The 23,893-nt window shown below is 70.0% G+C and carries 21 protein-coding genes; 13 read left to right on the top strand and 8 right to left on the bottom strand.

Annotated elements, in window-relative coordinates; translation table 11 throughout:
* Positions 1-379: 379 nt before the first annotated feature.
* Entirely contained in the window at positions 380-997 is a 618-nt protein-coding gene (locus tag HD557_RS22815; RefSeq protein WP_196875572.1) for a nucleoside/nucleotide kinase family protein, read from the top strand.
* Positions 998-1,001: 4 nt separating this feature from the next.
* Here HD557_RS22815 and HD557_RS22810 read toward each other — a convergent pair whose 3' ends face one another.
* A complete protein-coding gene (locus HD557_RS22810; protein WP_196875571.1) occupies positions 1,002-1,787 on the bottom strand; it encodes a Fic family protein in 786 nt (261 codons plus the stop codon).
* Positions 1,784-2,533 carry a helix-turn-helix domain-containing protein gene (locus HD557_RS22805; protein ID WP_196875570.1) on the bottom strand — a complete coding sequence of 250 codons (750 nt, stop codon included), beginning with the start codon at positions 2,531-2,533 and terminating at the stop codon, positions 1,784-1,786. Before HD557_RS22805 ends, HD557_RS22810 begins: the two co-directional genes overlap by 4 nt.
* Before the next feature lie 74 nt (positions 2,534-2,607).
* Between HD557_RS22805 and HD557_RS22800 the strand changes: the two genes are divergently transcribed.
* A complete protein-coding gene (locus tag HD557_RS22800; protein ID WP_040756864.1) occupies positions 2,608-3,147 on the top strand; it encodes a TOPRIM nucleotidyl transferase/hydrolase domain-containing protein in 540 nt (179 codons plus the stop codon).
* 1 nt (position 3,148) lies between these two features.
* On the opposite strand, the gene HD557_RS22795 is transcribed toward HD557_RS22800, so the two are convergent.
* Complete coding sequence (locus HD557_RS22795; RefSeq protein ID WP_196875568.1) at positions 3,149-4,960, bottom strand: hypothetical protein; 1,812 nt, start codon at positions 4,958-4,960, stop codon at positions 3,149-3,151.
* 329 nt (positions 4,961-5,289) lie between these two features.
* Between HD557_RS22795 and HD557_RS22790 the strand changes: the two genes are divergently transcribed.
* Both HD557_RS22790 and HD557_RS22785 read left to right on the top strand, forming a co-directional pair.
* Positions 5,290-9,330, top strand: a complete 4,041-nt coding sequence (locus HD557_RS22790; protein ID WP_231380418.1) for a carboxypeptidase regulatory-like domain-containing protein — start codon at positions 5,290-5,292, stop codon at positions 9,328-9,330.
* 140 nt (positions 9,331-9,470) lie between these two features.
* A complete protein-coding gene (locus HD557_RS22785; protein ID WP_196875567.1) occupies positions 9,471-10,652 on the top strand; it encodes a hypothetical protein in 1,182 nt (393 codons plus the stop codon).
* A gap of 4 nt (positions 10,653-10,656) precedes the next feature.
* Here HD557_RS22785 and HD557_RS22780 read toward each other — a convergent pair whose 3' ends face one another.
* Positions 10,657-11,232, bottom strand: coding sequence for a mismatch-specific DNA-glycosylase (locus HD557_RS22780; protein WP_008362475.1), 576 nt, complete (start codon positions 11,230-11,232; stop codon positions 10,657-10,659).
* 77 nt (positions 11,233-11,309) lie between these two features.
* On the opposite strand from HD557_RS22780, the gene HD557_RS22775 reads away from it, so the two are divergent.
* From HD557_RS22775 to HD557_RS22755, 5 genes are all read left to right on the top strand, one after another.
* Entirely contained in the window at positions 11,310-11,840 is a 531-nt protein-coding gene (locus tag HD557_RS22775) for a hypothetical protein (protein WP_008362474.1), read from the top strand.
* 10 nt (positions 11,841-11,850) lie between these two features.
* A complete protein-coding gene (locus HD557_RS22770) occupies positions 11,851-13,092 on the top strand; it encodes a site-specific DNA-methyltransferase (RefSeq protein ID WP_196875566.1) in 1,242 nt (413 codons plus the stop codon).
* Positions 13,093-13,114: 22 nt separating this feature from the next.
* Positions 13,115-13,927 (top strand): MBL fold metallo-hydrolase, encoded by an 813-nt coding sequence (locus HD557_RS22765; RefSeq protein WP_196875565.1) that lies wholly within the window; start codon positions 13,115-13,117, stop codon positions 13,925-13,927.
* A 109-nt stretch (positions 13,928-14,036) separates the two neighbouring features.
* Positions 14,037-14,687, top strand: coding sequence for an HNH endonuclease family protein (locus HD557_RS22760; protein WP_196875564.1), 651 nt, complete (start codon positions 14,037-14,039; stop codon positions 14,685-14,687).
* A 128-nt stretch (positions 14,688-14,815) separates the two neighbouring features.
* Positions 14,816-15,931 (top strand): FUSC family protein, encoded by a 1,116-nt coding sequence (locus HD557_RS22755; RefSeq protein ID WP_196875563.1) that lies wholly within the window; start codon positions 14,816-14,818, stop codon positions 15,929-15,931.
* A gap of 28 nt (positions 15,932-15,959) precedes the next feature.
* Here HD557_RS22755 and HD557_RS22750 read toward each other — a convergent pair whose 3' ends face one another.
* The gene (locus tag HD557_RS22750; protein ID WP_008362466.1) at positions 15,960-17,087 is read right to left on the bottom strand and encodes a glutamate--cysteine ligase; all 1,128 of its coding nucleotides are present in this window, start codon (positions 17,085-17,087) and stop codon (positions 15,960-15,962) included.
* An 82-nt stretch (positions 17,088-17,169) separates the two neighbouring features.
* Here HD557_RS22750 and HD557_RS22745 point away from each other — a divergent pair, with 82 nt between their 5' ends.
* The gene (locus HD557_RS22745; protein ID WP_307785690.1) at positions 17,170-18,516 is read left to right on the top strand and encodes a threonine/serine exporter family protein; all 1,347 of its coding nucleotides are present in this window, start codon (positions 17,170-17,172) and stop codon (positions 18,514-18,516) included.
* Positions 18,517-18,519: 3 nt separating this feature from the next.
* On the opposite strand, the gene HD557_RS22740 is transcribed toward HD557_RS22745, so the two are convergent.
* The 3 genes from HD557_RS22740 to HD557_RS22730 are packed head-to-tail and all read right to left on the bottom strand — an operon-like array spanning position 18,520 to position 21,408.
* Complete coding sequence (locus HD557_RS22740; RefSeq protein ID WP_008362462.1) at positions 18,520-19,044, bottom strand: DUF402 domain-containing protein; 525 nt, start codon at positions 19,042-19,044, stop codon at positions 18,520-18,522.
* 4 nt (positions 19,045-19,048) lie between these two features.
* Positions 19,049-19,888 (bottom strand): SDR family NAD(P)-dependent oxidoreductase, encoded by an 840-nt coding sequence (locus HD557_RS22735; RefSeq protein WP_008362461.1) that lies wholly within the window; start codon positions 19,886-19,888, stop codon positions 19,049-19,051.
* Positions 19,885-21,408, bottom strand: coding sequence for a flavin-containing monooxygenase (locus tag HD557_RS22730; RefSeq protein ID WP_196875561.1), 1,524 nt, complete (start codon positions 21,406-21,408; stop codon positions 19,885-19,887). The genes HD557_RS22735 and HD557_RS22730 overlap by 4 nt, the downstream gene beginning before the upstream one ends.
* 48 nt (positions 21,409-21,456) lie before the next feature.
* Here HD557_RS22730 and HD557_RS22725 point away from each other — a divergent pair, with 48 nt between their 5' ends.
* The 3 genes from HD557_RS22725 to HD557_RS22715 all read left to right on the top strand — a co-directional run bounded on the left by HD557_RS22725 (position 21,457) and on the right by HD557_RS22715 (position 23,815).
* Positions 21,457-22,065 (top strand): TetR/AcrR family transcriptional regulator, encoded by a 609-nt coding sequence (locus HD557_RS22725; protein ID WP_196875560.1) that lies wholly within the window; start codon positions 21,457-21,459, stop codon positions 22,063-22,065.
* Positions 22,066-22,229: 164 nt separating this feature from the next.
* Positions 22,230-22,742 (top strand): SigE family RNA polymerase sigma factor, encoded by a 513-nt coding sequence (locus HD557_RS22720; protein WP_196875559.1) that lies wholly within the window; start codon positions 22,230-22,232, stop codon positions 22,740-22,742.
* Positions 22,739-23,815 (top strand): nitrate- and nitrite sensing domain-containing protein, encoded by a 1,077-nt coding sequence (locus tag HD557_RS22715; RefSeq protein WP_196875558.1) that lies wholly within the window; start codon positions 22,739-22,741, stop codon positions 23,813-23,815. Before HD557_RS22720 ends, HD557_RS22715 begins: the two co-directional genes overlap by 4 nt.
* Positions 23,816-23,893 lie beyond the last annotated feature (78 nt).

Genomic DNA, 23,893 nt, shown 5'->3' with positions numbered 1-23,893 from the left:
GAGCGGTCCGGCGGCCGTGGGCGATCCACACGCCGACGAGGATGCCCAGCAGGTAGCCGATACCTGCGCCGATGAGGAGCGCCGTGCTCATCGGGTGAGTGGCCTTCGGGACCTCATGTTTTCCATTGGCGCTCGTGATCGAGTCGTGGGCGATCGGCGTCGCAAGGTATCCACCGAATCGGGGATGCAGGGATCACAAGCGGTTGCCGTTCGGCCTGGGGGTTGAGGTGATGTACGTATGGCTGGGATCCCTCGGCGAGAGCGGGGTTACGCCATGCCTTTTACTTAGACGATGACACTCTGTGAGTCGTCCGCAGAGTGTCATCGTCTAGTAAAAGGCCCGATTGCCGATCGGCTCGGTGGGTCGTGGAGGTTTACTTTGGCTCTCAGTGAGAGTGGGCTCCGTCGGCTGGCGGAGCAGCTGAAGGAAACGGCCGGCGCCAGGGTTCTGCTCGGCATTGTCGGGCCGCCGGGGGCGGGGAAGTCGACGTTGGCGGAGCGGCTGCGGGACGTGCTCAATGAGGACGGACACATCGCGGTGGTGGCGCCGATGGACGGGTTCCACCGGAGCAACGCGGAGTTGGACGCGATGGGGGCGCGGGCGCGGAAGGGGGAGCCGAACACCTTCGACGCCGAGGGATATGTGGCCGCGCTGCGACGGGTTCGCGCGGGACAGGGGCGGGTCGAGTGGCCGACGTTCAGCCGGGTCATTGACGAGCCGGTGCCCGGCGGGGTCGTGATCGAGGACGAGCCGATCGTGATCACCGAGGGGAACTACCTGCTGCTGGACCAGGGGCCGTGGCGGGACGTACGCGGTCTGCTGGATGAGGTCTGGTTCCTCGATGTCCCGGACGCGGTCCTGGTGCCGAGGCTGCTCGAGCGGTTCCTCGCCGGCGGGAGGTCGCGGGAGGAGGCCGAGGCGAAGATAGCCGAGAGCGATCTGCGCAACGCCGCGCTGGTGCGGGCGACCCGGGATCGGGCGGACCTCGTGCTGTGAGCCGTCAGTTCTCGGAGGAGGCGGCGCAGTCGACCAGGAACGACATCAGCTCGGTGGCGTCGTCGGTGGTGACAAGAGTGTCGAGGGCGTGGTCGAGCTCGAGGCGTCGTACGTGGGGGACGGTCACGGGGTCGAAGCCGTTCGAGATCAGGATGCCGGTCATCATCAGCAGGGCGGTGCGCTTGTTGCCGGCGGTGTAGAACCGGGTGCGGGCGGCGGAGCAGAAGTAGATCAGCGCCTGGAGCCGGGGGTCACCGGTCTCGGCGACATGCTCCCGCAGCGCCGCGAAGCGGGTCCGGAGCAGCTCGCTGCCACCGCGGCGGAGGGTGCCCTCGCCGCGGAACCTTCCGGCGTCGGGCGTCTCGTGGCGGGCGAGGATGCGGTTGAGGCGGTCGGACGTCGATTTGTCGATATGGAACCTGCCGTAGCCGACCAGGTCGCGGAGGGTGCCGTACGCCTCGCCGAGCGCCAGCACCTGCTGCTCCTCCTCGGCCGGGTGGTCACCGACGGTGATGCCGGCGAGGAGGGTGCGCACCTCGGGAAGGGTGAAGCTGTTGCCCTCGAGCCGCGCAGCGTTCCAGACCAGCTCGGGGAGGTGTGCGCGGAACCGACGCCAAGCCCGCTCGGTGTCGCCGGGGAGCATCCGGGAGAGGTCGACCTCGGTCCACCAGACGCCGGTGTCGCGCACCTGGTCCTCGCGGTCGGCGACCACGCGGTAGGTGTCGTCCGTGGCCGGCTTGCGGGCGGCGTACGTCTCGGGGTCCGGTGCCCAGCGGGGCTGCTTCGTCACCACGTCCGGATCTCCTCGCGGGCTCGGTCCGCGGCGTCGCCGCCGACGGAGATGGCGTCGATGGCGATCTGGATCGGGGCGGCGTAGACGACCCGGTCGCGCTCGAACGTACCGAGGAACAGGTCCGGTTCGGCGGCGGCGACGACCACGGTGGCACCGTCGGGGGCGGACGCCGGGCGGAGGGCCCCGCCGACGAGAACGGGTACGAGAACGCTCGGGTCCTCGCACCACATCACCGAGATCGCAGGGACGGCCTCGTCGAAGGACGGCAGGTCCAGGCCGGCCGCGCCGGAGAGCGCCCACCGCTGTCCCGACGCGTCGCCGGCGGAGGCGAGCCGGCCGATGGTGGTCTCCCCGCTGAGCCGGACGGCCTCCGGCCGGTGCAGTACGCCGGAGGCCCGCGCGGCCTCCTCGACGATCTCGACCGGGTCGCCGTCGGCCCAGGCGTCGAGCCGGCCGGCCCAATGCTCGATGTCAGGAGCAACTTCGGTCGGATACAGCGGATCCAGAATCGCGCGCGCACCTGCCGCGGCCGCCGGCGTCGCCAGCGGAGCGGCGATGATCGTCAGCCCCGCGCCACACGCCGTGGTGATGGTGTCGAGCGTGTCGACCGATGGGCTGACCACGCCGTTGACGATCCGGTGGACCGTCGAGGCCGACACGCCTGCGCGAGCGGCCACCTGCCGAGCGCTCAGCCCAGAGCGCTCGATGCACTCCGCGACGAGCCGCCCGACGTCCTGTTCCATATATGCAACCCTAGTAAAGGGTGTTGCATATATGGAACAGGCGTGCCGACGTACGTTCTTCTAAGGTGTCCGCCATGACGCGACCGATCACGCTGCTCGTCGAGGGGGAGTCCGACAAGGCTCTGGTGGAGGCGCTGGCGCCGAGGTACGGGGTCGAGCTGGTCGAGCTCGGGATCGAGGTCGTCTCGATGAACGGTGCCGGGAACGCCGGGCGGTTCATCAAGGAGACGACGGCGGCGGGGCACCGGGTCGGCGGGCTCTACGACGAGGCCGAGGAGCGCTTCGTCGCCAACGCGCTCGGCCGCCAGCTCGGCGAGGACCTCTCCGGGCAGGGGTTCTTCGCGTGCCGCCGCGATCTCGAGGACGAGATGATCCGGGCGATCGGTGCGGCGCGGATCGTCGAGATCCTGGAGGCCAACGGCGAGGGCGGCAAGTTCCGTACGCTGCAGAACCAGCCCGAGCACCGCGGCGAGGAGGTCGCCGACCAGCTGCACCGCTTCTTCGGCACCGCCTCGGGACGCAAGATCCGCTACGGCACGATCCTCGGCGAGGCCGTCGAGATCGAGAACATCCCGGACCCGCTCGTCGGTCTGCTGACTTGGTGCTGGGGCTGACCTAAGGCTCCATGTCGTCGTGGACGACGACCCGGGAGAGCTCGATGGTGCCGTCGGGGCACTTCCAGAAGTGCAGCCGGCGGGCGCTGGGCGTGTGGATCTGCATCGAGACCCGGTAGCAGACCGCGCCGTCGGGACGGGACTGTGGCGCGGCATTACCCCCGGCAGACGTACGCAGCTGGTGCAGCTCGCGCCCGGTCGACTGCTCCGCGAGGCCGGTGAGCACCTCCATGACCACGTCGGCGATCTTGTCGACGGTGATGCCCTCGAGCGCGTCGACGCTGTCGAGGAACCGGTCGCCGATCGCGAACTCGGGCAGCGGGCGGGTGGGCTGCTCGCCGACCGGGATCCGGCGGGCCCAGGCGGCCTCGACCAGGTGGCGGAAGCCGCGCTCGCGGTCGGCGAACACGGGCAGGGCGACGTCGGGCGGCGCGGTGCGCTGCTTGGCTCGGCGCAGCTGGGAGCGCATCCGGGCGAGCTCGGCGTCGCGGGTCTCGACCTGGCGCGCGGCGCGGGCGAGGTCCTTGGCGAACTGCACGCGCTCGTTGCGCAGCCCGGAGACCTGGTCGCGGAGCTCGGCCAGCTCGGCCTCGAGATGGGCCTTCTCGGCCTTGATCGCGGTGACCTGCAGCGACATCGACTGCACCGCCGCCTTCTTCGCCGGCGCGGGCTCCCTCGCGGGCATCGGCTCCGGCGAGGGCGCAGGTGCGGGCCGGACCGCCCGGACCGGCTCGCCCCGGCGGCGCGGCATCATCGCCGGGCTCGGCACCGCCGGCCTGGGCGGCGCCTCGGGAACTGGCTCGGCGTCCGGCACGCTCTCGTCGGGCTCCGGAGCCGAGGGCACGGTCTCGACGTGCTCGACGATGGCGGGCGGCGGCGCATCCGGGTCGAGCCAGGGCGGGCCACCGGCGTACAGGGAAAGGGCTTCGCGCGCGGTGTCGTGCTCGCGGACCTCGCGCAGCGACAGCCGCCACTTGGGGCCGGTCGCGATGACGCGCGCGAGCACGACCTCACCAGGAGTGAGAAGCGCCGATAAATCGTCGTCGGGGTCGCCGGTCACGTCCGAGCGGAAGAGCTCGACGGTGACGTCGGGATGCAGGCGCAGATCCGCGGAGCCGGCGAGGACCGAGCGCACCTGCGCGGGGACGACGTCCCCGGCGGCGTACGTCTTCAGTGCCTCGTCCGCGGTGGGGCGGCTCTCCCGGATGTCGAGCCAGCGTGACTTCTTCTCCAGGACGCCGTCGACGTGCATCCCGGGGGCGAGAACCCGCTCGATCGGCACCCCGGCCTGGGCGAGCTGGGGCGGGATCGACGCCATGTCGCCACCGACGAGGTCGACCAGCGCACGCTCGCTCATGATCGAGCGCACGGTGCCGGCACGGCGCTCCCGGGTGGACGCGGTGCGGGCGCTGTCGAAGAGGCCGGCGGCCGCGGCCATGTCGAGGGCGTCGTCGATGAGCTGCCCGGTGAGCTTCTTGCCCTCGGACTTGTTCCAGGCGAAGCGCAGCGGCGCCTGCTTCAGGTCGACGTTCCACCCCAGGCCGATCGGGTAGACCCGCCCGGCGCCGCCGTAGACCTGCGTGCCGGGTGTCATCTTGTTGGAGAAGGCCCAGGTGTGGCCGCCGGTCGTGACGAGGTAGAGGTCGGCGAGGTCGCCGATCTCGGCGGCGATCCGCTCCACGTCGGCGTAGGGATCGGTGTGTCCGGACGCGACGGTCACCACCACGGTCGGCTTGGTGCGGGTGTCGCCGTTGAGCAACGCCGCCAGCGCCTCGGCCTCGGACGTGTTCGTCACGCGCTTGATCGCAGACATGCCCCTCCTTTCACAAAAACGTACAGCGAACGGAAAGCGGACCTGCCCCAACGACCCGCGGTCAGCGAGGGGCCGTTCGATCGGCGTGGATACCGGGCCCGGTGTCAATGACGCGCCCGTGTCATATTTGACTCGCCAACCTGTCTAGTCTGCGTGACGCTTTTACGACATTGGCAGGTATCTGCCGCGCTCAGGTGGCCGGAGTGTCTTTACCTGTAACAAATCCCGAGAACGATTTCGGGCGGCAATATTCGATCCGTCCGCATCACCCGGGAAACGCGCACGATCTGTCACGGGCTTTGCCGACGGTTTCCGCAAGGAGACCCACCTTGAGATATTCACGCCTCGGCCGATCGGCCGTAGCAGCCACGGGCATACTCGCCGCAACCGCTGCGATGCTTGCCGCCACCCCCGCATTCGCCGGCACCCCTACAGCCGACGACAAGGCCCCCGCGGCCAAGCTCTCGTCCACCCTCGAGTCGAAGTTCGAGAAGTCGGACTCGACCGACTTCTGGCTCCGGTTCTCCGACAAGGCCAACCTCGGGCCCGCCACGTCCATCAAGGACTGGACCGAGCGCGGTCAGTACGTCGTCGACGCGCTGGAGAAGACGGCGAAGGCCTCCCAGGCCGGGGCCGTCGCGCAGCTCGACGCCGCCAAGGCCAGCTACACGACGTACGCGATCTCGAACGCGATCCTGGTCAAGGGCGGCTCCGAGGAGCTGGCCCTGAAGCTGGCCGCCGACCCCGAGATCAAGACCGTCCACGAACGGGCCAAGCTCTCGCTCGTCGAGCCGGTCAAGGAGGAGACGGCCACCAAGGCGCCGCAGGGCACCGAGTGGGGCATCGACTTCATCCATGCTCCCGAGGCCTGGGCGCAGGGCGCGACCGGCGCCGGCATCGTCGTCTCCAGCGTCGACTCCGGCACCGACTACACCCACCCGGCCCTGGTCGGCCAGTACCGCGGCAACAACGGCGACGGCACCTTCACCCACGACTACAACTGGTTCGACGCCTACGGCGACTGCTCCAGCGGTCCCTGTGACCTCGACGGCCACGGCACCCACACCATGGGCACCATGGTCGGCGACGACGGCGCCGGCAACCAGATCGGTGTCGCCCCCGACGCCGAGTGGATCGAGACCAACGGCTGCTGCGGCACCGACGCCGGTCTCCTCGAGTCGGGCTGGTGGCTGCTGGAGCCGACCGACGCCGACGGCGAGAACCCGGACGTGTCCAAGCGTCCGCACGTCATCAACAACTCCTGGGGCTGGAACGGCGTCGGCTACATCGACTCCTTCTTCGACGACGTGAACGCCGCCTGGAACGCAGCCGGCCAGTTCTCCTCGTGGGCCTCGGGCAACCCGGGCTCCATGTGCCAGGGGACGTCCTCGCCGGGCGCGAACACGCTCACCTACTCCGTAGGCGCAGTCGACTCCTCCGGCACGGTCGCCTCGTTCTCGGGCCGCGGCCCGGGGCAGGACGGTCTGGTCAAGCCCAACATCGCGGCACCGGGCGTGAACGTACGCTCGTCCGTCCCGGGTGGTGGGTACGCCAGCTACAACGGCACCTCGATGGCCGCGCCGCACCTGGCCGGCGCCGTCGCGGCGCTGTGGAGCTACAACCCGACCCTGATCGGCAACGTCGAGGAGACCCGCCGCCTGCTCAACGAGGCGGCGACCGACGTCGACGACACCACCTGCGGCGGCACCGCCGCGAACAACAACGTGTACGGCGAGGGCTACCTCGACCTGGCACGCCTGATCGCCCTGGCCCCGGCCGAGGGCGGCACGGTCGCCGGCACCGTCACCAGCGGCGGCGACCCGATCGCGGGCGCGACCGTCGAGCTCGACGGTGACACCCTCGACCGCACCCTCACCACCGACGCGGAGGGTCACTTCTCGGCCGACGTCTACGTCGGCGACTACGAGCTGACCACCTCGGCCTTCGGTTTCATCACCGAGACCGGGTCCGCGACCGTCACCGAGGACGCCACCACGACCGTCGACTTCGACCTCGCCGAGGCTCCGAAGTACACGGTCAGCGGCACGGTCACCAACGCCGGCACCGATGCCCCGGTCGCCGGGGCCGAGGTCCAGCTGTCGCCGGGCAACCTGTCCGCGACCGCAGGCGCCGACGGCACCTACTCGTTCGCGGGCGTCCCGGAGGGGACGTACACGATCTTCACCGAGGGGTCGGGCTGTGCCGAGGCCACGAGCTCGGAGATCGAGGTCACGGGCAACAAGACCCACCACGTGAAGGTGGTCTTCTCCTACGACGACTACGGGTACTTCTGCTCCGAGGGCTCGAGCGGCGTACGTTCGGGAACCACCGCTCTCGGGCTCGAGGGCGACGACGTGGCCGCCTCGGTGGACCTGCCGTTCAGCTTCCCGCTCTACGGCGGCAGCTATGCCAAGGCGTACGTCACCTCGAACGGTCACGTGAACTTCCTCGCCTCGAGCACGGCCTACGCCAACGGTGGGATCCCGTCGGCGAGCGTGCCGAACGCGGCGATCTACCCGTTCTGGGACGACCTGGACGCCCGTGGCGACGCGGACGTGTTCACCGGGGCGACGACCGTCGACGGTGAGGACGCGTTCGTCATCGAGTGGCGGGACATCCTCCTGCTCGGCACGACGGACGCGCTCGACTTCTCGGTCACCCTCTTCGAGGACGGCCGGGTCGAGCTGGGCTACGGGGACCTTCCCGCTGGGGACCGGGCCCTGGGTGGCTCGGCCACCGTCGGCATCGAGAACGCCACCGGCACGATCGGCACGCAGTTCTCGCTCAACACCGCCTCGCTGAGCGACGACAAGTCGATCACCTTCGACCTGGCCCCGATGGGCACGGTCTCCGGTGTCGTCACCGACTACAACACCAAGTCGGGCATCGACGGCGCCGAGGTCACCCTGACCCCGGCGGCCGGCGGGTCCGCCAAGACGGTCGAGACCGACGCGGACGGCTCCTACAGCGTCGACGCGGTGACCGGTGCGTACGGCGTGAGCATCACCGCGCCCGACTATGTCTCGGTCAGCCGCGACGTCACCGTCGCCGAGGACGCGACCGTCACCTCCGACGCCCAGCTCAAGGCCGGCCGGCTCGCCGTCACCCAGACGGCGCTCAACGCCAGCCTCGCGATGGGTGGCTCCGTCTCGCGCAACCTGAAGATCGCCAACACCGGCTCGGCGCCGGTCGAGGTCGATCTGGGTGCCACCGGCGAGGAGGTCGTCATCCTGGGTGACAAGACCGCCTCGGCCGGCGTCACCAAGAGCACCACCAAGAAGGCCACCGCGGTCAAGACGAAGGCGGGCGCCGGCTCGAAGTCGTCGGGCCTGACCTCCTCGAAGCCGGGCAGCAAGCTCGGTACGTCGGGGAAGCCCTCGGTCACCGCGATCGCGCCCACGCCGGCGGGTGAGACGACGCTGTCCCACTCGAGCTCGCACGAGGTCGTGCAGTCCAGCTCCGTCGCGTGCCCCTCGGGGACCACGACGATCCTGCGCACCTACTCGCCGGGCGACTTCGGGATCTCCGGAGGCTTCACGCCGACCAGCGTGAGCTTCGCGGTCCAGGAGACGGCCAACGGGAACACGCCGGTGACGGCGACGCTCTACACCCTGCCGGCCGGTGCTGCGTTCACCTTCGCCAACCTGACCCCGATCGGGTCGGGCACCACGACGGTGACCAGCGACTTCGGCTCGACCTACACGGTGCCGGTCGCGGCCTCCGCGGAGATCGCGCCGGACGACATCCTGGTCGTCTCGGTGGCAGGTGCGGCGGTCTACTTCGGCGGCAACCCCGCTGCCGAGACGTCGCCGACCTATCTGGCCTCCGACGCCTGCGGTACGCCGGAGCCGACGGACGCCGCGGAGCTCGGGTTCCCCGACTCCAACATCATCCTCGATGTGACCGGTGAGACCGGCGGCGGTGGCGTCGCGTGGCTGGACGTCCAGCCGCCGTCGTTCACGCTGGCGCCGGGCAAGGCGGTCACCGCGATCGTCACGTTCGACGCCACGGTCGACCAGCCGGGCACCTACACGGCCGACGTGGTCATCGGGAACAACACCCCCTACACCGTGGCGCCGGTCCCGGCGACCATGATCGTGAAGGCGCCCTCCGGCTGGGGCAAGATCACGGGCACGGTGACGGGTTCGGGTGAGCCGCTCGAGGGAGCTGTCGTGGCTCTCGACGGTGTGTCCTACGACGTGACGCTGCGGACGAAGGCGGACGGCACCTACGGGTACTGGATGCAGAAGTCCAACGCGCCGCTCCAGGTGATCGTCGCGGCCGACGGCTTCGTGCCGGCGACCAAGAAGGCGCAGATCGTGGCTGGTCAGACGACCGTCTACAACTTCGACCTGAAGCCTTTGGACTAGCTCGATGACGGGGCCCCGGACACCTGGCGGTGTCCGGGGCCTCGTCTTGTTCCACGCAACGGCTCCTGGCGGAGCTCGATTGTCGGTGGGCCGGTGTACGATCGCCGCGCCTGCGAGAACGACCCCTGTAACCAGCCCTTATGCCTGAATCCTCAAAGCCGGCCGTCGCCGAGATCCTGCGCCTGCGGGCTCCGTTGAGCCTGCAGGTCCTGCGCGCCGCGCTGAAGGGGAAGCGGGTCCTGCTGACCGAGGAGGAGCTGCTCGCCGTGCTCGGCTCGGGAGGTTTCGTCGAGGGGCCTCCGGGGCAGTGGAGCCTGGCTCCGGCCCCGGCGCCCGCCTCGGCGCCCGTCTCGGCCTCGGCTCCCGCGCCGGCTCGGTTCAACCAGGCATCGCTGGCCGCGCGTGCGGGAGTGGAGGGTGACGTACTCCTGAAGGTGCTGGACGCGCTGGTCACCGACCACCCCGAGGTCAACTGGGGTGCGCTGCGCGACCGGCTGGAGTCGGGGGCCGACGTCGCGGTCTCGGACCGCACCCTCGGCCTGCTGGAGGAGGGCGTACGCCGCTTCGAGGTCGCCCGGCTGCGGGCCGAGAAGCAGGCCGCCGAGGAGCGTGCCCGGGAGGCGGAGCGCCGCCGGGAGCTGCAGCAGCTGGCCGAGAGCGAGGTCGCGATGCTGCGCGCCGAGCTCGACGACGAGCGCCGGCGCGCGCACGACGCGGCGCTGGAGCGGGACCGGCTGCGCCAGGAGGCCGAGAAGCTGATGGCGCTCAAGGAGCAGGAGACCGCCTCCTGGGTCGCCACCGCCGCGGGCGGCTGGATGCTCGACCTCGGTGCGCCGGAGACCTTCGGCGAGGAGAAGCTCCGCCAGGCGCTGGGCCAGCTCGAGTCGGCGCTGGTCGTGCTCAACGTCCCGGTCTCCGGCCGCGAGATCGAGGCCGTCGTGGTGCACCCCGGCGGGATCGCCGTGGTGGAGCAGTACGACATCCCCTCCACCGCCGGTGTGGTCGAGGTGCCGGCCGACGGGGTGGCGTCCGTCGAGGGCCGCCCGCTCGAGGTCACTGATCCGCGTGCCGACGTGCTCGGCGCCGTACGTCTCCTGCAGAAGGCCGCATCCCTGGACCTGGCCTACCTGCCCGTGCTCGCCTTCCAAGGGCCGGCCGAGGCCGAGGGCGAGGACGTGCTCGTCTGTCTCACCGCCGAGGTGGACCTCGCTGTCGATGACATGCTGCACTCACAGTCCGCGAGGGTCTCGGCCGACGACGCGGTCGCGCTGCTGGCCAAGCTCGGGGTCCCGGAGCTGCCGGAGGCTCCCTCCGGGTTCTGAGGTCTCAGATCAGCCCGGCGGCGCGGGCCGCCTCGGCGTAGGCGGCGGCCAGGGTCGGCACCGTCTCGTGGGCGTTGAGGCCCGACGGGTTCGGCACCACCCAGAGTTCGGCGCCCGCCAAGGGCTCGGGCTGGCGGCCCTGCTTGGCCTTGGGGCGGTTGAACGCGGTGCGGTAGGCGGTGATCCCGGCGATCGCGACCACGGCCGGTTTCCTCCGTGCGACCAGGGAGAACAGCTCGGCGCCGCCCTCCTTGAGCTCGGCGTTGGAGAGCTCGGAGGCCTTGGCCGTGGCACGCCGGACGATGTTGGTGAAGCCGATGCCCCGGGACCGGAAGTAGTCGCGGTCCTCCGGAGTCATTCCCGCGGAGGCGTCGATCGGCCGGGTGGTGATCCCGGCGCGGAAGATCGCGGGGTAGAAGCGGTTCAGCGGGTGCGCGAAGTGGGTCTGGGTCGCCGCGGTCCACAGGCCGGGGTTGATGCCGACGAAGAGGAGGCGCAGCGGCTGGTCGTCTGCCGGGAGGAGGTCGGGGACCGAGGCGCCGTAGTAGGTCTGGAGCTCGGCCTGGGTGAAGCGGGCCACGGCGTGATCTTTCCATCTCCGTAACGACCGGGCCCTCGGGGGTGCAACAGCCGGGTGCCGTGGGAAGTATGTGAAATATGCACCCCACGCGTCTTCTCCCACTCGCAGTCGCTGCGACGGCGCTCCTGGTCTCCTCCTGCGGCAGCCCCGACGAGGCGACCGACCCGGGCTCGAGCCCGACGCCCTCCGCCTCCTCGCCAGGCACGCCCAAGTCGCAGCCCGAGCCGTCCCGTCCGCCGAGCTCGGAGAAGCCCGTCCGTGGCCTCGTCTCCGCCGGCGGTGCGGCCGAGGGAGACCTGGAGAAGACCGCAACCCCGCTCCCGGACGCGGCCGCGATCCAGGCGTACGCTGCCGGCCTCGGCACCTCGCTCCAGGACTCGTTCACCACCGAGGCGACCAGGCTGCTTGCCCATGTCCCGTCCGGCCAGCGGCTCTATGCCCAGACCGTCTACGACGGCTGCGAGGCTCCGGACCCGGCGACCATCACGGCCTCCACCTCCGGCGCCGACGTGGTCCTCCACGTCACCCCGCCCAAGAGCACCAAGATCCAGTGCCTGGTGGCCGAGCGATCGGTCGCGTTGCTCTCCACCGATATCCCGGTCGGCTAACGTTCCCCGCGTGCGGGAGCCGTGGAACACCTTCGTCGAGGGCGACAACCTCGACGTGCTCCAGGCGCTCTCGGCGGCGGGCGAGACCTTCGACCTGATCTACATCGACCCGCCCTACAACACCGGCAGCCTCTTCGCCTACCACGACGACCGGCGCGGGAAAGATGGCAAGCGGGCCGGCCGCCACGAGGCCTGGATCGCGATGATGCGGCCCCGGCTGGAGGCGGCGCGCACCGTGATGTCGGAGCGCGCGGCGATCTACGTCTCGATCGACGACAACGAGGCCGCCCACCTCAAGGTGCTGATGGACGAGGTCTTCGACGAGCGCAACCACCTCGCGCAGATCGTGGTCAACCTCAACCCCAAGGGCCGCCAGCTCGGCAACGGGTTCGCGACCTCCCACGAGTATCTGCTGGTCTACGCCAAGGACGCCCGGTCCTGTGCGCTGGAGTCGAGCATCCCCGAGGCCGTCAACGAGCGGGACTTCCCGCTGGTCACCGACGACGGGCGCCACTACCGACGGCTCCCGCTGCGCAACACCAACAAGAAGTTCAACCCGGCGACCGCCCGGACGCTCCACTTCCCGGTGTGGGGAGACCCGGACTCCGGCCGCGTCAGTGTCGAGCCGTTCGACGGGAGCCAGGAGATCTGGCCGGTCTTCGGTGACGGCCGCCCGGCGGTCTGGCGGTGGAGCGCCCCGCTGATCGAGGCCCGCCCTGACGACCTGATGTGCCGTCGCGTACGCGGGAAGCTGGGGGAGCGGGTCGACGTCTACCAGCGCGACTGGCTCTCCCGCGACGCCTCGGGCGATGCCCGCCGCAAGAAGCTCACCACGATCTGGCTGGCCGAGGAGATCGGCTCGACCGACTCCGCCGTCGCCGAGCTGAAGTCGCTGGTGGGGCCGCTGTTCGAGTCGCCGAAGCCGACCGGACTGATCCGCCGGATCCTGGCCACGATGCCGACCGACGCGAGGGTCCTCGACTTCTTCGCCGGCTCCGGCACCACCGGCCACGCGGTCGCGCTGGCCAACGTGGAGGACGGGGCGCGGCGTACGTGCTGGTCGGTGCAGATCGCCGAGACGACCCGGCCCGGTTCGAACGCGGCCAAGGCCGAGATGGCGTACGTCTCCGACATCACCCGCGCCCGGCTGCGGGCCGTCGTCGCGGCGCACGGGAACGGCGGCACCGACGGGTTGGTCGAGCGCGACCTGGGTGAGCTTCTCGAGACCTCTGGTGTGACCCGAGGCGCGTAGAAGACGTGGCAGGATCGCGGCCATGGCCCTCAGCGTCGCCCGCCTCCGGATCGGCTCGACCGAGATCATCGCCCTCGCCGACGGTGAGGGCCCGTTCTTCTCCCCGCGTGCCCAGGCCTTCCCCGAGGCCACGGCCGCTCAGTGGGCCGAGGCCGACCGCCACGATCCGGGCGCGGTCGACGCCGAGGGTCGCTGGCGGATCCAGTTCCGTGCCTACGCGATCCGCAGCGACCAGGGCCTCACCGTCGTGGACACCGGGATCGGCCCGGCGGACTGCCCGGCCGCCTCGTGGGCGCCCGTGCCCGGTGTGCTTCCTCGGTCGCTCGACGCCGCGGGCATCGACCCGGCCGAGGTCGACACCGTGGTGCTCACGCACCTGCACACCGACCACGTCGGCTGGGCCGTCGTGACCGAGGCCGACGGCCGCCATCCCTACTTCCCGAACGCCGACTACCTGCTCCAGCGGGCCGAGTACGACGCCCTCGACTCGCTCAACCCTCAGCTTCGCGAGACCCTCACCGACCCGCTCGCGGAGGCCGGTCGGCTCCGGCTCCTCGACGGTGACACGTCCCTGCGCGCCGGGCGCGTGGTCGCCACGCCCGGTCACACGCCCGGGCACCAGAGCGTGCTCGTCGCCGAGGGGCGCGAGCTGGTGCTGGTCACCGGCGACCTCCTGGTGCACGCGCTCCAGCTGCTCCACCCCGAGCTCGCCTACGCGCACGAGGTCGATCCCGATGCGGCCAGGCACTCGAGGGAGCGCATGCTCAGCCGCGAGGCCGACACCACGCTTCACCTCGCGACGCCGCACCTGACGGAGCCGTTCGTATCGGCGTGATCGCGCCGCTGGATGAACTTCTCGAAACATCTGGTAACCGCGTTACACGGGCCGCGTAAAACGCGGCATCGTCTGGGGGCGACCGAACACCTCACCTCGGGAGACCCCCATGAAACTCCGTGGCCTGTTCATCCTCGCCTGCGGCGCCCTCGTGCCGCTCACGATTCCGGCGGCAGCACACGCCGAGTCCTACTCCCAGCCGCTCTCCACCGCCATCGGCGACCTCCCGGTCGCCGCCGAGAACCGCACCGGCTACAGCCGTGACCTCTTCCAGCACTGGATCGACGCCGACGGCGACGGCTGCAACACCCGCAACGAGGTGCTGATCGCGGAGGCCGAGGAGGCCCCCACGGTCGGCTCGAGCTGCTCGCTGTCGGGCGGCCGCTGGTACTCCTACTACGACGGACTGTCCTGGACCGCCACCAGTGACATCGACATCGACCACATGGTCCCTCTTGCCGAGGCCTGGGACTCCGGCGCCCGCACCTGGACCTCGACCGAGCGCCGGAACTACGCCAACGACCTCGGCTACTACGGCTCGCTCGTCGGCGTCACCGACAACGAGAACCAGGAGAAGTCCGACTCCGACCCGGCCGGGTGGATGCCCGACCTGCAGAAGTGCCGCTACCTCAAGGAGTTCGTCTCGGTGAAGATCCGCTGGCGGCTCTCTGTCGACAGCACCGAGAAGTCGGCGCTCACCAACCTCACCTCCGCCAACGGCTGCGGCAGCCAGACCGTGTCGGTGACCCTCGCCCGCTGACCCCACGCCGACTCTGCAGAAGTGGCGGCCGAATCGGTGGAAATGGCAGCCGAGATCCCGATCTCATTCGCCAGAACCACCGATTCGGCCGCCACAACTGAGGACTCGGCTGGCCTAGGATCTGCGCCATGGCGTTCACTGCTCCGCGAGTCACCCGTGAGCAGGTGAAGTCCGACGTACGTCGCCGGCTGGCGCGCCTGAAGTCGAAGCGGTGGCACGTCTTCCAGGCCGCGGGAGCGGCGGGGGTGGCGTGGTTCATCGCGGCCGGGCTGCTCGGCCACGCCCAACCGGTCTTCGCGCCGATCGCGGCGGTGGTCAGCCTCGGCACGTCCTACGGACAGCGGCTGCGAAGGGTCACCGAGGTGACCATCGGGGTCGCGCTCGGCGTCTTCCTGGGCGACGTCGTGGTGCAGGTCATCGGCGAAGGCGCCTGGCAGATGACCCTGGTCGTGGGGATGGCCATGGCGGTGGGGATCTTCATCTCCTCGGGCCAGGTCTTCCGCAATCAGGCCGCGGTGCAGTCGATCTTCGTGATGGGGCTGCTGCCGACGCCCGGCGCGGCCTTCACCCGCTGGACCGACGCGCTGATCGGCGGTGCGGTCGCACTGGTCGCTGCCTCGATCGTGCCCGCCGCCCCGCTGCGACGCCCGGGTGAGCAGGCGGCGGTGGTCGCCAGGAAGATCGCCTCGCTGCTGCGTGCCGCGGGCCAGGTCATGCTCGACGCCGACGCGGTCCACGGGCTCAAGGTGCTCGCCGACGCGCGTGCCACCGACCCGCTGATCCGCGAGCTGCAGGACGCCTCCGACGAGGGCATGTCGGTGCTGGCGGTCTCGCCGTTCCGGTTCCGGCATCGCAGCCACGTACACCGGATGGCCGAGCTGGTCGAGCCGCTCGACCGCGCGCTGCGGAGCACCCGGGTGCTGGTGCGGCGGGCGGCGGTGTCGGCCTATCGCGGCGACATCGTGCCGGAGAGCTACTACCAGCTGGCCTTCGGGCTCGCCGACGCCGTCGACGTCGTCGAGGCCGAGCTCGCCGCGGGCCTCGGCCCGGACGGGCTGAGCCACGAGGCGCGGTCGGTGCTGCTCGCGGTCGGCGAGCACTCGGCCGAGGTGGAGCGTACGGAATCGCTCAACGCCGAGGTCATCCTCGTCCAGATCAGGTCGATCATCGTCGACCTGCTCGGGGTCACCGGGATGGGGCAGTTCGAGGCGACCGACGCGCTGCCGCCGCTGCCGCCTCGGTGAATGCTCACCGAGTCAGCTCGGTGAGCATTCACAGCGACCCGCGCAGATCACGGACCACCGAGTCGACGACCGCGACCAGGTCACCCTCGGTGGACGCCGCGATCGCGCGTTGCCGCTGGTAGGAGGCACCTTTGTGGATGATGTCATGCACCCCGGCGAGCTCCTTCTCACAGCCGAGGCGCGCGGCCACGGGCTCGAGCCGCACCAGCAGATCGGCGAGATCCTCGGTGACCAGCCGCTCGTCGGAGGCGTCGTTGAGGATCACGATCGCGTCCAGGCCGTAGCGGGCGGCGCGCCACTTGTTCTCCTGGACGTGCCACGGCGGCATCGTGGCGATGGGCTCGCCGGCGGCCACCCGGGCGTCGAGGTCGACGCAGAGACAGTGGGCCAGCGCCGCGATCGCGGCCAGCTCCTGCAGGGTCGCGACCCCGTCGCAGATCCGGTTCTCGATGGTGCCGATCCGGGGCGAGGGCCGGATGTCCCAGCGGATCTCGCTGATGTCCTCGATCACGCCGGTGACCGTCTGGTCGGAGACGTACGCCTCGAACTCCGGCCACGTCGCGAACTGGAACGGCAGCCCCGCCGTCGGCAGCTGCTGGAACATCAGCGCCCGGTTGGACGCGTAGCCGGTGTCCACGCCGGCCCAGATCGGGGAGGACGCCGACAGTGCCTGGAAGTGGGGGTAGTAGGTCAGCAGCCCGTTGAGGACGGGCAGCACGCGGTCGCGCTCCGGCATCCCGACGTGCACGTGCACGCCCCAGATCAGCATCTGCCGCCCCCACCACTGGGTGCGGTTGATCAGCTCCTCGTAACGATGCCCCGCGGACAGCTCCTGCCTGGTCCAGGACGCGAACGGGTGGGTGCCGGCACCGAAGAGGTCCACGCCGAGATCGTCCCCGGCGCGTACGACCTCGAGGGTCGTCTCCCGGATCTGGCCGATGGCCTCCTCGACCGTCCCGCAGATCCCGGTCACGATCTCGACGGTGTTGCGCAGCAGCTCCTTGTGGATCCGCTCGGGGTTGGGAACCCGGGCCTTGGCCCGCGCGAAGAGATGGTCGGCGACGTTGACCAGGTCCCGGCTCTGACGGTCGACGAGGGCGAGCTCCCACTCGACGCCGAGCGTCGGTCGCGGGGAGGGGTGGAAGTCGATCCGCATGTATTGAGCGTTCCTTGCACGGGCCCGTTTGTCGAGCACCGTGAATGCCTGTCGATCACCGCCCCGATGGCACCCTGTGACGGTGGACGCGCGCGAGGTGAACCTGACTCTGGACTTCTGCCTCCGCGTCGGTGAGCTGCTGATCTCCACCGGCGCCGGGGCCGCTGACGTGACCGCGACGATGAGGTCGCTCTCTCAGCATCTCGGACTCCGCGGAGCCGAGGTCGACGTCACCTACACCAGCCTCTCGATGAGCTATCAGGCCGACCCAGAGGCGATCCCGATCCACACCACGCGGCAGGTCAAGAACCGCACGATCGACTACGACCACCTGACCGCCGTCGACCACCTGGTCCGCCAGGTCGTACGCGACGAGGTGGACCTCCAGGGCGCCCGGATCGCACTTGGTCGGATCATCTCCGGCGGCCACCGCCGGCCGCGGTGGGCCGCGACCCTCGGCATGGCGGTGATGGCCGCCGCGTTCACCGTCTACGTCGGTGGTGATCCCTGGGTCGTCGTCCTCTCTTTCATCTCGGGCGCGTCCATCGACCAGCTGCAGCACCTCCTCCACCGCCGTTGGCGGCTGCCGCTCTTCTACCTGCAGGTCGCCGGGGCAGGCCTGGCCACGCTGCTCGCGGTCATCGCCGCGGCGTTGCCCCTGAACCTCGACGTCTCCACCTCGATCACCGCCAACATCACCGTGATGCTGGCCGGGATCAGCTTCATGGGTGCCCTGCAGGACGCGCTGACCGGCTTCCACGTCACCGCCAGCGCCCGGATCATGGAGGCCCTGGTCTCCACCGCCGGGATCATCGCGGGGGTCACCGGCGGTCTGGTCTTCGCCGGCGCGGTCGGGGTGCCGATCCACGGTGCGGTCTCCGGCGGCACCAGCACGCTGCAGTCGATCACCCTCGCCACCGTCGGCGGGGCCGTCGGGGCCGCGGCCTTCGCCTACGCGGCGTACGCCCCGAAGCGGACGTTGGTCCCGATCGCGGTCATCGCCGGCATCGCCGTGGTGCTGTCGATCGTCGTGCCCGGCGACGTCGGACGTACGTGGCGGGTGGCCGTGGCCGCCCTCTTCATCGGTCTCATCGCCTACTCGGTGGCCACCCGGCTGAAGGTGCCGCCGCTGGTCATCGTGGTGTCCTCGGTGGTGCCGTTCCTGCCCGGCTACTCGATCTACCGCGGCCTCACCATGCTGGCCCAGGAGACCCCGGCGACCACCTCGGTCGGCCTGGTCGCCCTCTTCACCGCGGCCTCGGTCGCGCTGGCTCTCGCCTCGGGCGTCTATCTGGGCGAATACATCGCCCAGCCGCTCAGCCGTCGGTCCTGGCGGATCGAGACCCGACTCTCCGGACCGCGCCTGGTCGGTCCGCTGCGGAAGGACCGGACCACCCCGGTGCCGGCCGCCGTCGAGACCGATGCCTAGGCCTCACAGGCCGGCGAGAACCTCGAACCAGCGCTCCGGGGTCGCGTCGTACGGCGCCCGGCTCTCCTTGACCGCGAGATAGACCCGCTCGGCGGAGTCCTCGGTCATCGAGATGATCTCGGGCGGGTAGCCGTACTCGATCTGGTGGTGCTCGAACTCGTCCTCGTCGTCGATGTAGACCGAGCCGTCGAACTTCTTGACCACGTCGAGGTCCAGGTCGATGCAGGTGACCGTCGAGTCCTGCCACACCGGCGGAGTACACATGTCGACATATATCTGCGAGGTCACCCGCTCGTTGGGCCGGTTGAAGGCGGGGAAGTGGGCCGCGTCGTGGTGGGGGACCAGGCTGACGGACTCCCAGTCGGCGACCCAGCCCCGGCCCGGGCGCGCGAACTCGGTGCCGACCGGGTGGCCGATCCACTCGCCGTGCTCGTCCTCGCCGAGGTAGAGACCCGTGAAGGACCAGTGAGGCCGGCCACCCCACTTCGTGAACTCGACACGAACAGGATGACCGGCCTCGAAGCGCATGGGCCTAGTCTGCCTGCTTCTTCGGCATCACGTACTTGGCACCCAAGGCGATGAGGTCCTGGTAGCGGGAACCGGTGAACTTGCCGAAGTTGTGGATAACGTGGGCGTCGAGACCGACCAGCACGCGGGCCTGCTTCTTCTCGATGCCCTTGACGATGATCTCGGCGGCCCGCTCGGGCTCCATCTTGGCGAGCTTCTCATCGAAGAACTTCGCGGTCGCGGCCTGGTCGTCCTTGGCCGAGACGCGGGCGCTGCGGGCGACCGCGGTCTTGATGCCGCCCGGGTGGACCGAGGTGACGCCCACCTTGTGGCCGTCGATCAGCATCTCCTCGCGCAGCGCCTCGGTGAAGCCGCGCACCGCGTACTTCGCCGCGTTGTAGAACGCCTGGTCGGGCATGGAGACCAGCCCGAAGAGCGAGGAGATGTTCACGATGTGCGCGTCGCCGGACTCGATCAGGGCCGGCAGGAAGAGCTTCGTGCCGTGCACGACGCCCCACCAGTCGATGCCCATGATCCAGTCGATGTCGTCCCAGTCGAGGTCGTTGACGCGGCCAGACAGCGCGACGCCGGCGTTGTTGATGACCACGTTGACCGTGCCGAAGTGGGCGATGACGTCCGCGGCGTACGCCGTGAAGGCCTCGCGGTCGGCGACGTCCAGCTTGTCCGCCTTGATCTCACGGGCGCCGGCCTGCTTGGCCAGCTCGACGGTCTCGGCCAGGCCGGCCTCGTTCACGTCGGAGAGCGCCAGCCGGGCGCCGCGCCCGGCGAGGTTGAGCGCGAGGGCGCGGCCGATGCCGGAGCCGGCTCCGGTGAGCACGACTACTTTGTCGTCGAAGGACTTCATGCGGGGACACTCTCCTTGGTCGTTGCCGGCTTGCCGGCGGCGGTGACGGCGTACTTGTCGACGTCGAACTTGCTGGTCAGGTGGCGGAACAGGAACGTGAAGCTCGGCCACAGGGTGGTGTTGCGGCCGTGCTCGTCGAGATACCACGACGCGCAGCCGCCCTCCGACCACACCGTCTTGCCCATCTTGCGCTGCAGGTCGTCGTTCCAGGCGGAGGTGGCGTCCTCGGTGGGTTCGACGGTGGCGTACGCATTCGTACGCATCGTGCGGATCGCGTCGCGGATGTAGGCCACCTGGGACTCGATCATGTAGACCATCGAGGAGTGGCCCAGGCCGGTGTTGGGGCCGACCACGAAGAAGAGGTTGGGGAACTCGGGGACCGTGGTGCCCTTGTAGGCGCTCATCCCCGTCTCTGCGAACCGCTCGGCCATGGTGCGGCCCTTGCTGCCGGTGATCGCGTGGGCGATCGGCAGGTCGGTGGTGTAGAAGCCGGTGGCCACCACGAGCACGTCGATCTCGCGGCTGGTGCCGTCCTTGGCGACGATCGCGTTCTCGCTCACCCGGTCGATGCCGTCGGTGATCAGGTCGACGTTGTCGGCCGCCAGCGCGGGGTAGTAGGCGTTGGAGATCAGCGTGCGCTTGCAGCCGAGCGTGTAGTCGGGGGTGACCTTGCGGCGAAGCTCGGGGTCCTTGATGCCGCGGCGGATGTTGTTCCGTGCCATCAGCTCGTGGGCCTTGGTGAGCCTGGGCTCCACGGCCAGACCCAGGACGCGGACCTCCAGGCCCCAGTAGACCGCCGCGCGGGCGAGCCGCTGGACGCCGGGGACGTGGCGGAAGGCGGCCTTCTCGAGCTTGGAGTAGCGGTGCTCGTTGCGGGGGAGCACCCAGGGCGCGGTGCGCTGGTAGACGTCGAGGCGCGCGGCCTTCTTCTGGATCTCCGGGACGATCTGGATCGCGCTGGCGCCGGTGCCGATCACCGCGACGCGCTTGCCGGTGAGGTCGACGTCGTGGTTCCACTGGGCGGAGTGGAAGATCTCGCCCTGGAAGCCCTCGATGCCCTCGATGTCCGGGAGCTTCGGCTCGGAGAGCGCGCCGGGTCCGGCGATGACGGTGGTCGCTGCGTACGTCTTCCTGCCGTTCGTGCCCTCGGTCTCGACGAGCCAGCGCTGCTGGGTCTCGTCCCAGGTCGCGGCGGTCACCGCGGTGTCGAAGACGAAGCGGTCCAGGGTGCCGGACTGCTCGGCGACCTTCTTGATGTACGCCTCGATCTCCGGCTGGGGCGAGAAGCTCATCGACCAGTCGGGGTTGAGCGCGAAGGAGTAGCTGTAGAGCTGGCTGGGCACGTCGCAGGCGGCGCCGGGATAGGTGTTGTCTCGCCAGGTGCCACCGACGCCGGAGCCCTTCTCGATGACGACGAAGTCGCGCTCGCCGTCCTCCTCGAGCTTGATCGCCGAGCACAGGCCGCCGAAGCCGGCACCGACGATCAGGTGGTCGACGTGGGTGAGGTCAGCAGTGGTCATACCGAGAGTATTCTTGCCTATTGAACGGATGTCAATAGAATGGTCGGCATGAGCCAACGGACGCGTCTGACGCCCGAGCAGCGCCGCGAGCAGCTGCTCGACCTGGGCATTCGCCTCTTCGCGCGCCACTCCCTCGACGAGATCTCGATCGACGTGGTGGCGCGTGAGGCCGGCATCTCGCGCGGGCTGCTCTACCACTACTTCGGCGACAAGATGGCCTTCCGTGAGGCGGTCGTACGCCGCGCCGCCGACGCCCTCGTCGCCCAGACCGCCCCGCCCTCGACGGGCGAGCCGGTCGAGCGCCTGCTGGCGTCCATGACGGCCTACGTCGACTTCGTCGACGCCAACTACGAGGGGTACGTCTCGATGGTCCGCGGCGCCGCGAGCGACCCGGTCCTGCGCGAGATCTACGACGAGGCCTTCTTGGCGTTGGGACTCCGGATCTTCGATGCCGGTGCCGACTTCGTCGAGGACACCCCCGCCGCGCGGCTGGTGGTGCGTGGCTGGCAGGCGATGTCGGAGGAGCTGGTGCTGTCCTGGAAGGCGGATCCCGCCGGGTTGTCGCGCGAGGAGCTGCTGGGGATGCTGGCCTCTTCGTTGCCGGTGCTGCTGGAGATGCTGCCGCGGAGCTCCGGGGTGGGTTCAGGCGAGCTGTAACACGTCGTTCGTAGGACTATCCGGTCGTTCTGATAGGGCGAGTAGTGCCACGAACGACGTGTTACCCGGGCGCCCGCACTCAGGAAGCGGTTACCCGGACCCAACCGATGGACGACCGACCGCGTCAGTAGGGCGTCGGGGGTTGGAACCGGAGGAGGAGACTGGTGAGTCGGGACGAGGAGTTCACCGCCTACGTCAGGGAGAGACGCGCGCACCTGTTCCGCGCGGCCTACCTGCTGTGCGGTGACGAGCATCGAGCCGAGGACATCGTGCAGCTGACGCTGTCGAAGGTGTACGCAGCGTGGCGAAAGGTGCAGAAGGCCGACAGCGTCGACGCGTACGTACGTCGGGTGCTGGTCAACAGTCACCTCGACGAGGGCCGCCGTCCGTGGCGGCGGGAGCGGTCGGGCGAGATCGCCGATCGCCCGGCGCCCGTCGGCCTCGGGGCCGAAGAGCTGGACGAGCTCTGGACCGCGCTGCGATCTCTTCCTGCAGGTCAGCGCCGGGTTGTGGTGCTTCGGCACTACTGGGGTCTGTCGGTCGAGGAGACGGCCGCCGACCTCGGGGTCAGCAGTGGGACGGTCAAGAGCCAGACCTCTGAGGCGCTGGCCAACCTGCGCCGCACCCTTCGCCCCGGCAACGCTGACTCCGACGCTGCCCGAGGAGGCCGGCGATGAACACCTTCGACGACGACACCCTGCTGCGCGACCGCCTCTACCGCATCGGTGCGACCGCTCCGGTCCCGCTCGCGGACCCCGCCGAGGACGTACGCCGCGGCCGCCGCCGCGTGCTCCGGGCCCGCGTGGTCGCGACCGTCGGGACCGTGATGGCGGTCGGCATCATCGGCATCGCCGGGGTGGCGCTCCAGCCCGTGGTCACGGACCGGGCCACCGATCCGGCAGGGTCCCCGACCTCCCCCTCGACCTCGTCGGTGCGCCGGGCCGAGTCGGTCGCGCAGGCGTTGCCCAGCACGTTCGACCTGGCGATCAACGTGATGTTCGAGCGCGACGGCGACTTGGCAGGCGTCCCCGACGTCGTGATGAGGCCGTTGCGGGCGACGACCGATGAGTCCATCACGATCTGGACGGCGAAAGCGGAGCAGATCGACGCCGGCGGTGACCAGGAGCTCGCGGATGTCCTCGCGAGGATCAAGCGGTCGTTGGACGGCATGGCGCAGACGCGATCGGACATCCGTGACACGGGCCAGGCCCAGGTGCTGGCGGAGGCCGCCTACGGGGCGCTCGCCGACGATCTCTTCTCGCTCGCGACGCTCGTGCCGTCGGTCGGCGACGCCGAGATCGACACTGAGATCGAAGCGCTCGGCGCCATTCGTCCGGCGTTCCGGTCGATGGGCGAGGAGCGGGCCATCATGATGGAGGCGCTCACGAAGCGCCGGCACTCGCAGGCGGCGGGTATGTCGGCCGAACCCATCAGCGAGGAAGACCTCGCCGCGCTCGCCTCGGCCGAGGCGACCTGGCGTCGGTCGCTCGCGGACTTCTACACGGCGGCCTCGGAGCGTCAGCGCGAGACCCTCGACGGGATCACCGCCAACACTGCGACCGAGGGAGCCATCGGGGTCCCGGCGCACCGGGCGGTCAACCAGATCCTGTCCACCGGCAGCCTGGACCGGGTCACGCTCACGCCGGACGCTTACACGGGGTCCTACACCGAGCTGATCCGTGGGCTGCAGAAGCTGTTCGTCGCCGCGGCGAACGAGATCATCGACGATCTCGCCGCGCTCGACGGCTAGCGAACAAGTAACACGTCGTTCGACGTACTTTCCGGTCGCTCTCACCGGGCGACCAGTACGTCGAACGACGTGTTACAC

Source organism: Nocardioides luteus (genome assembly GCF_015752315.1).
Lineage (GTDB): Bacteria > Actinomycetota > Actinomycetes > Propionibacteriales > Nocardioidaceae > Nocardioides.
Note: the sequence above shows the minus strand (reverse complement) of the source record. Positions and strands in the feature narration are given on the sequence as shown.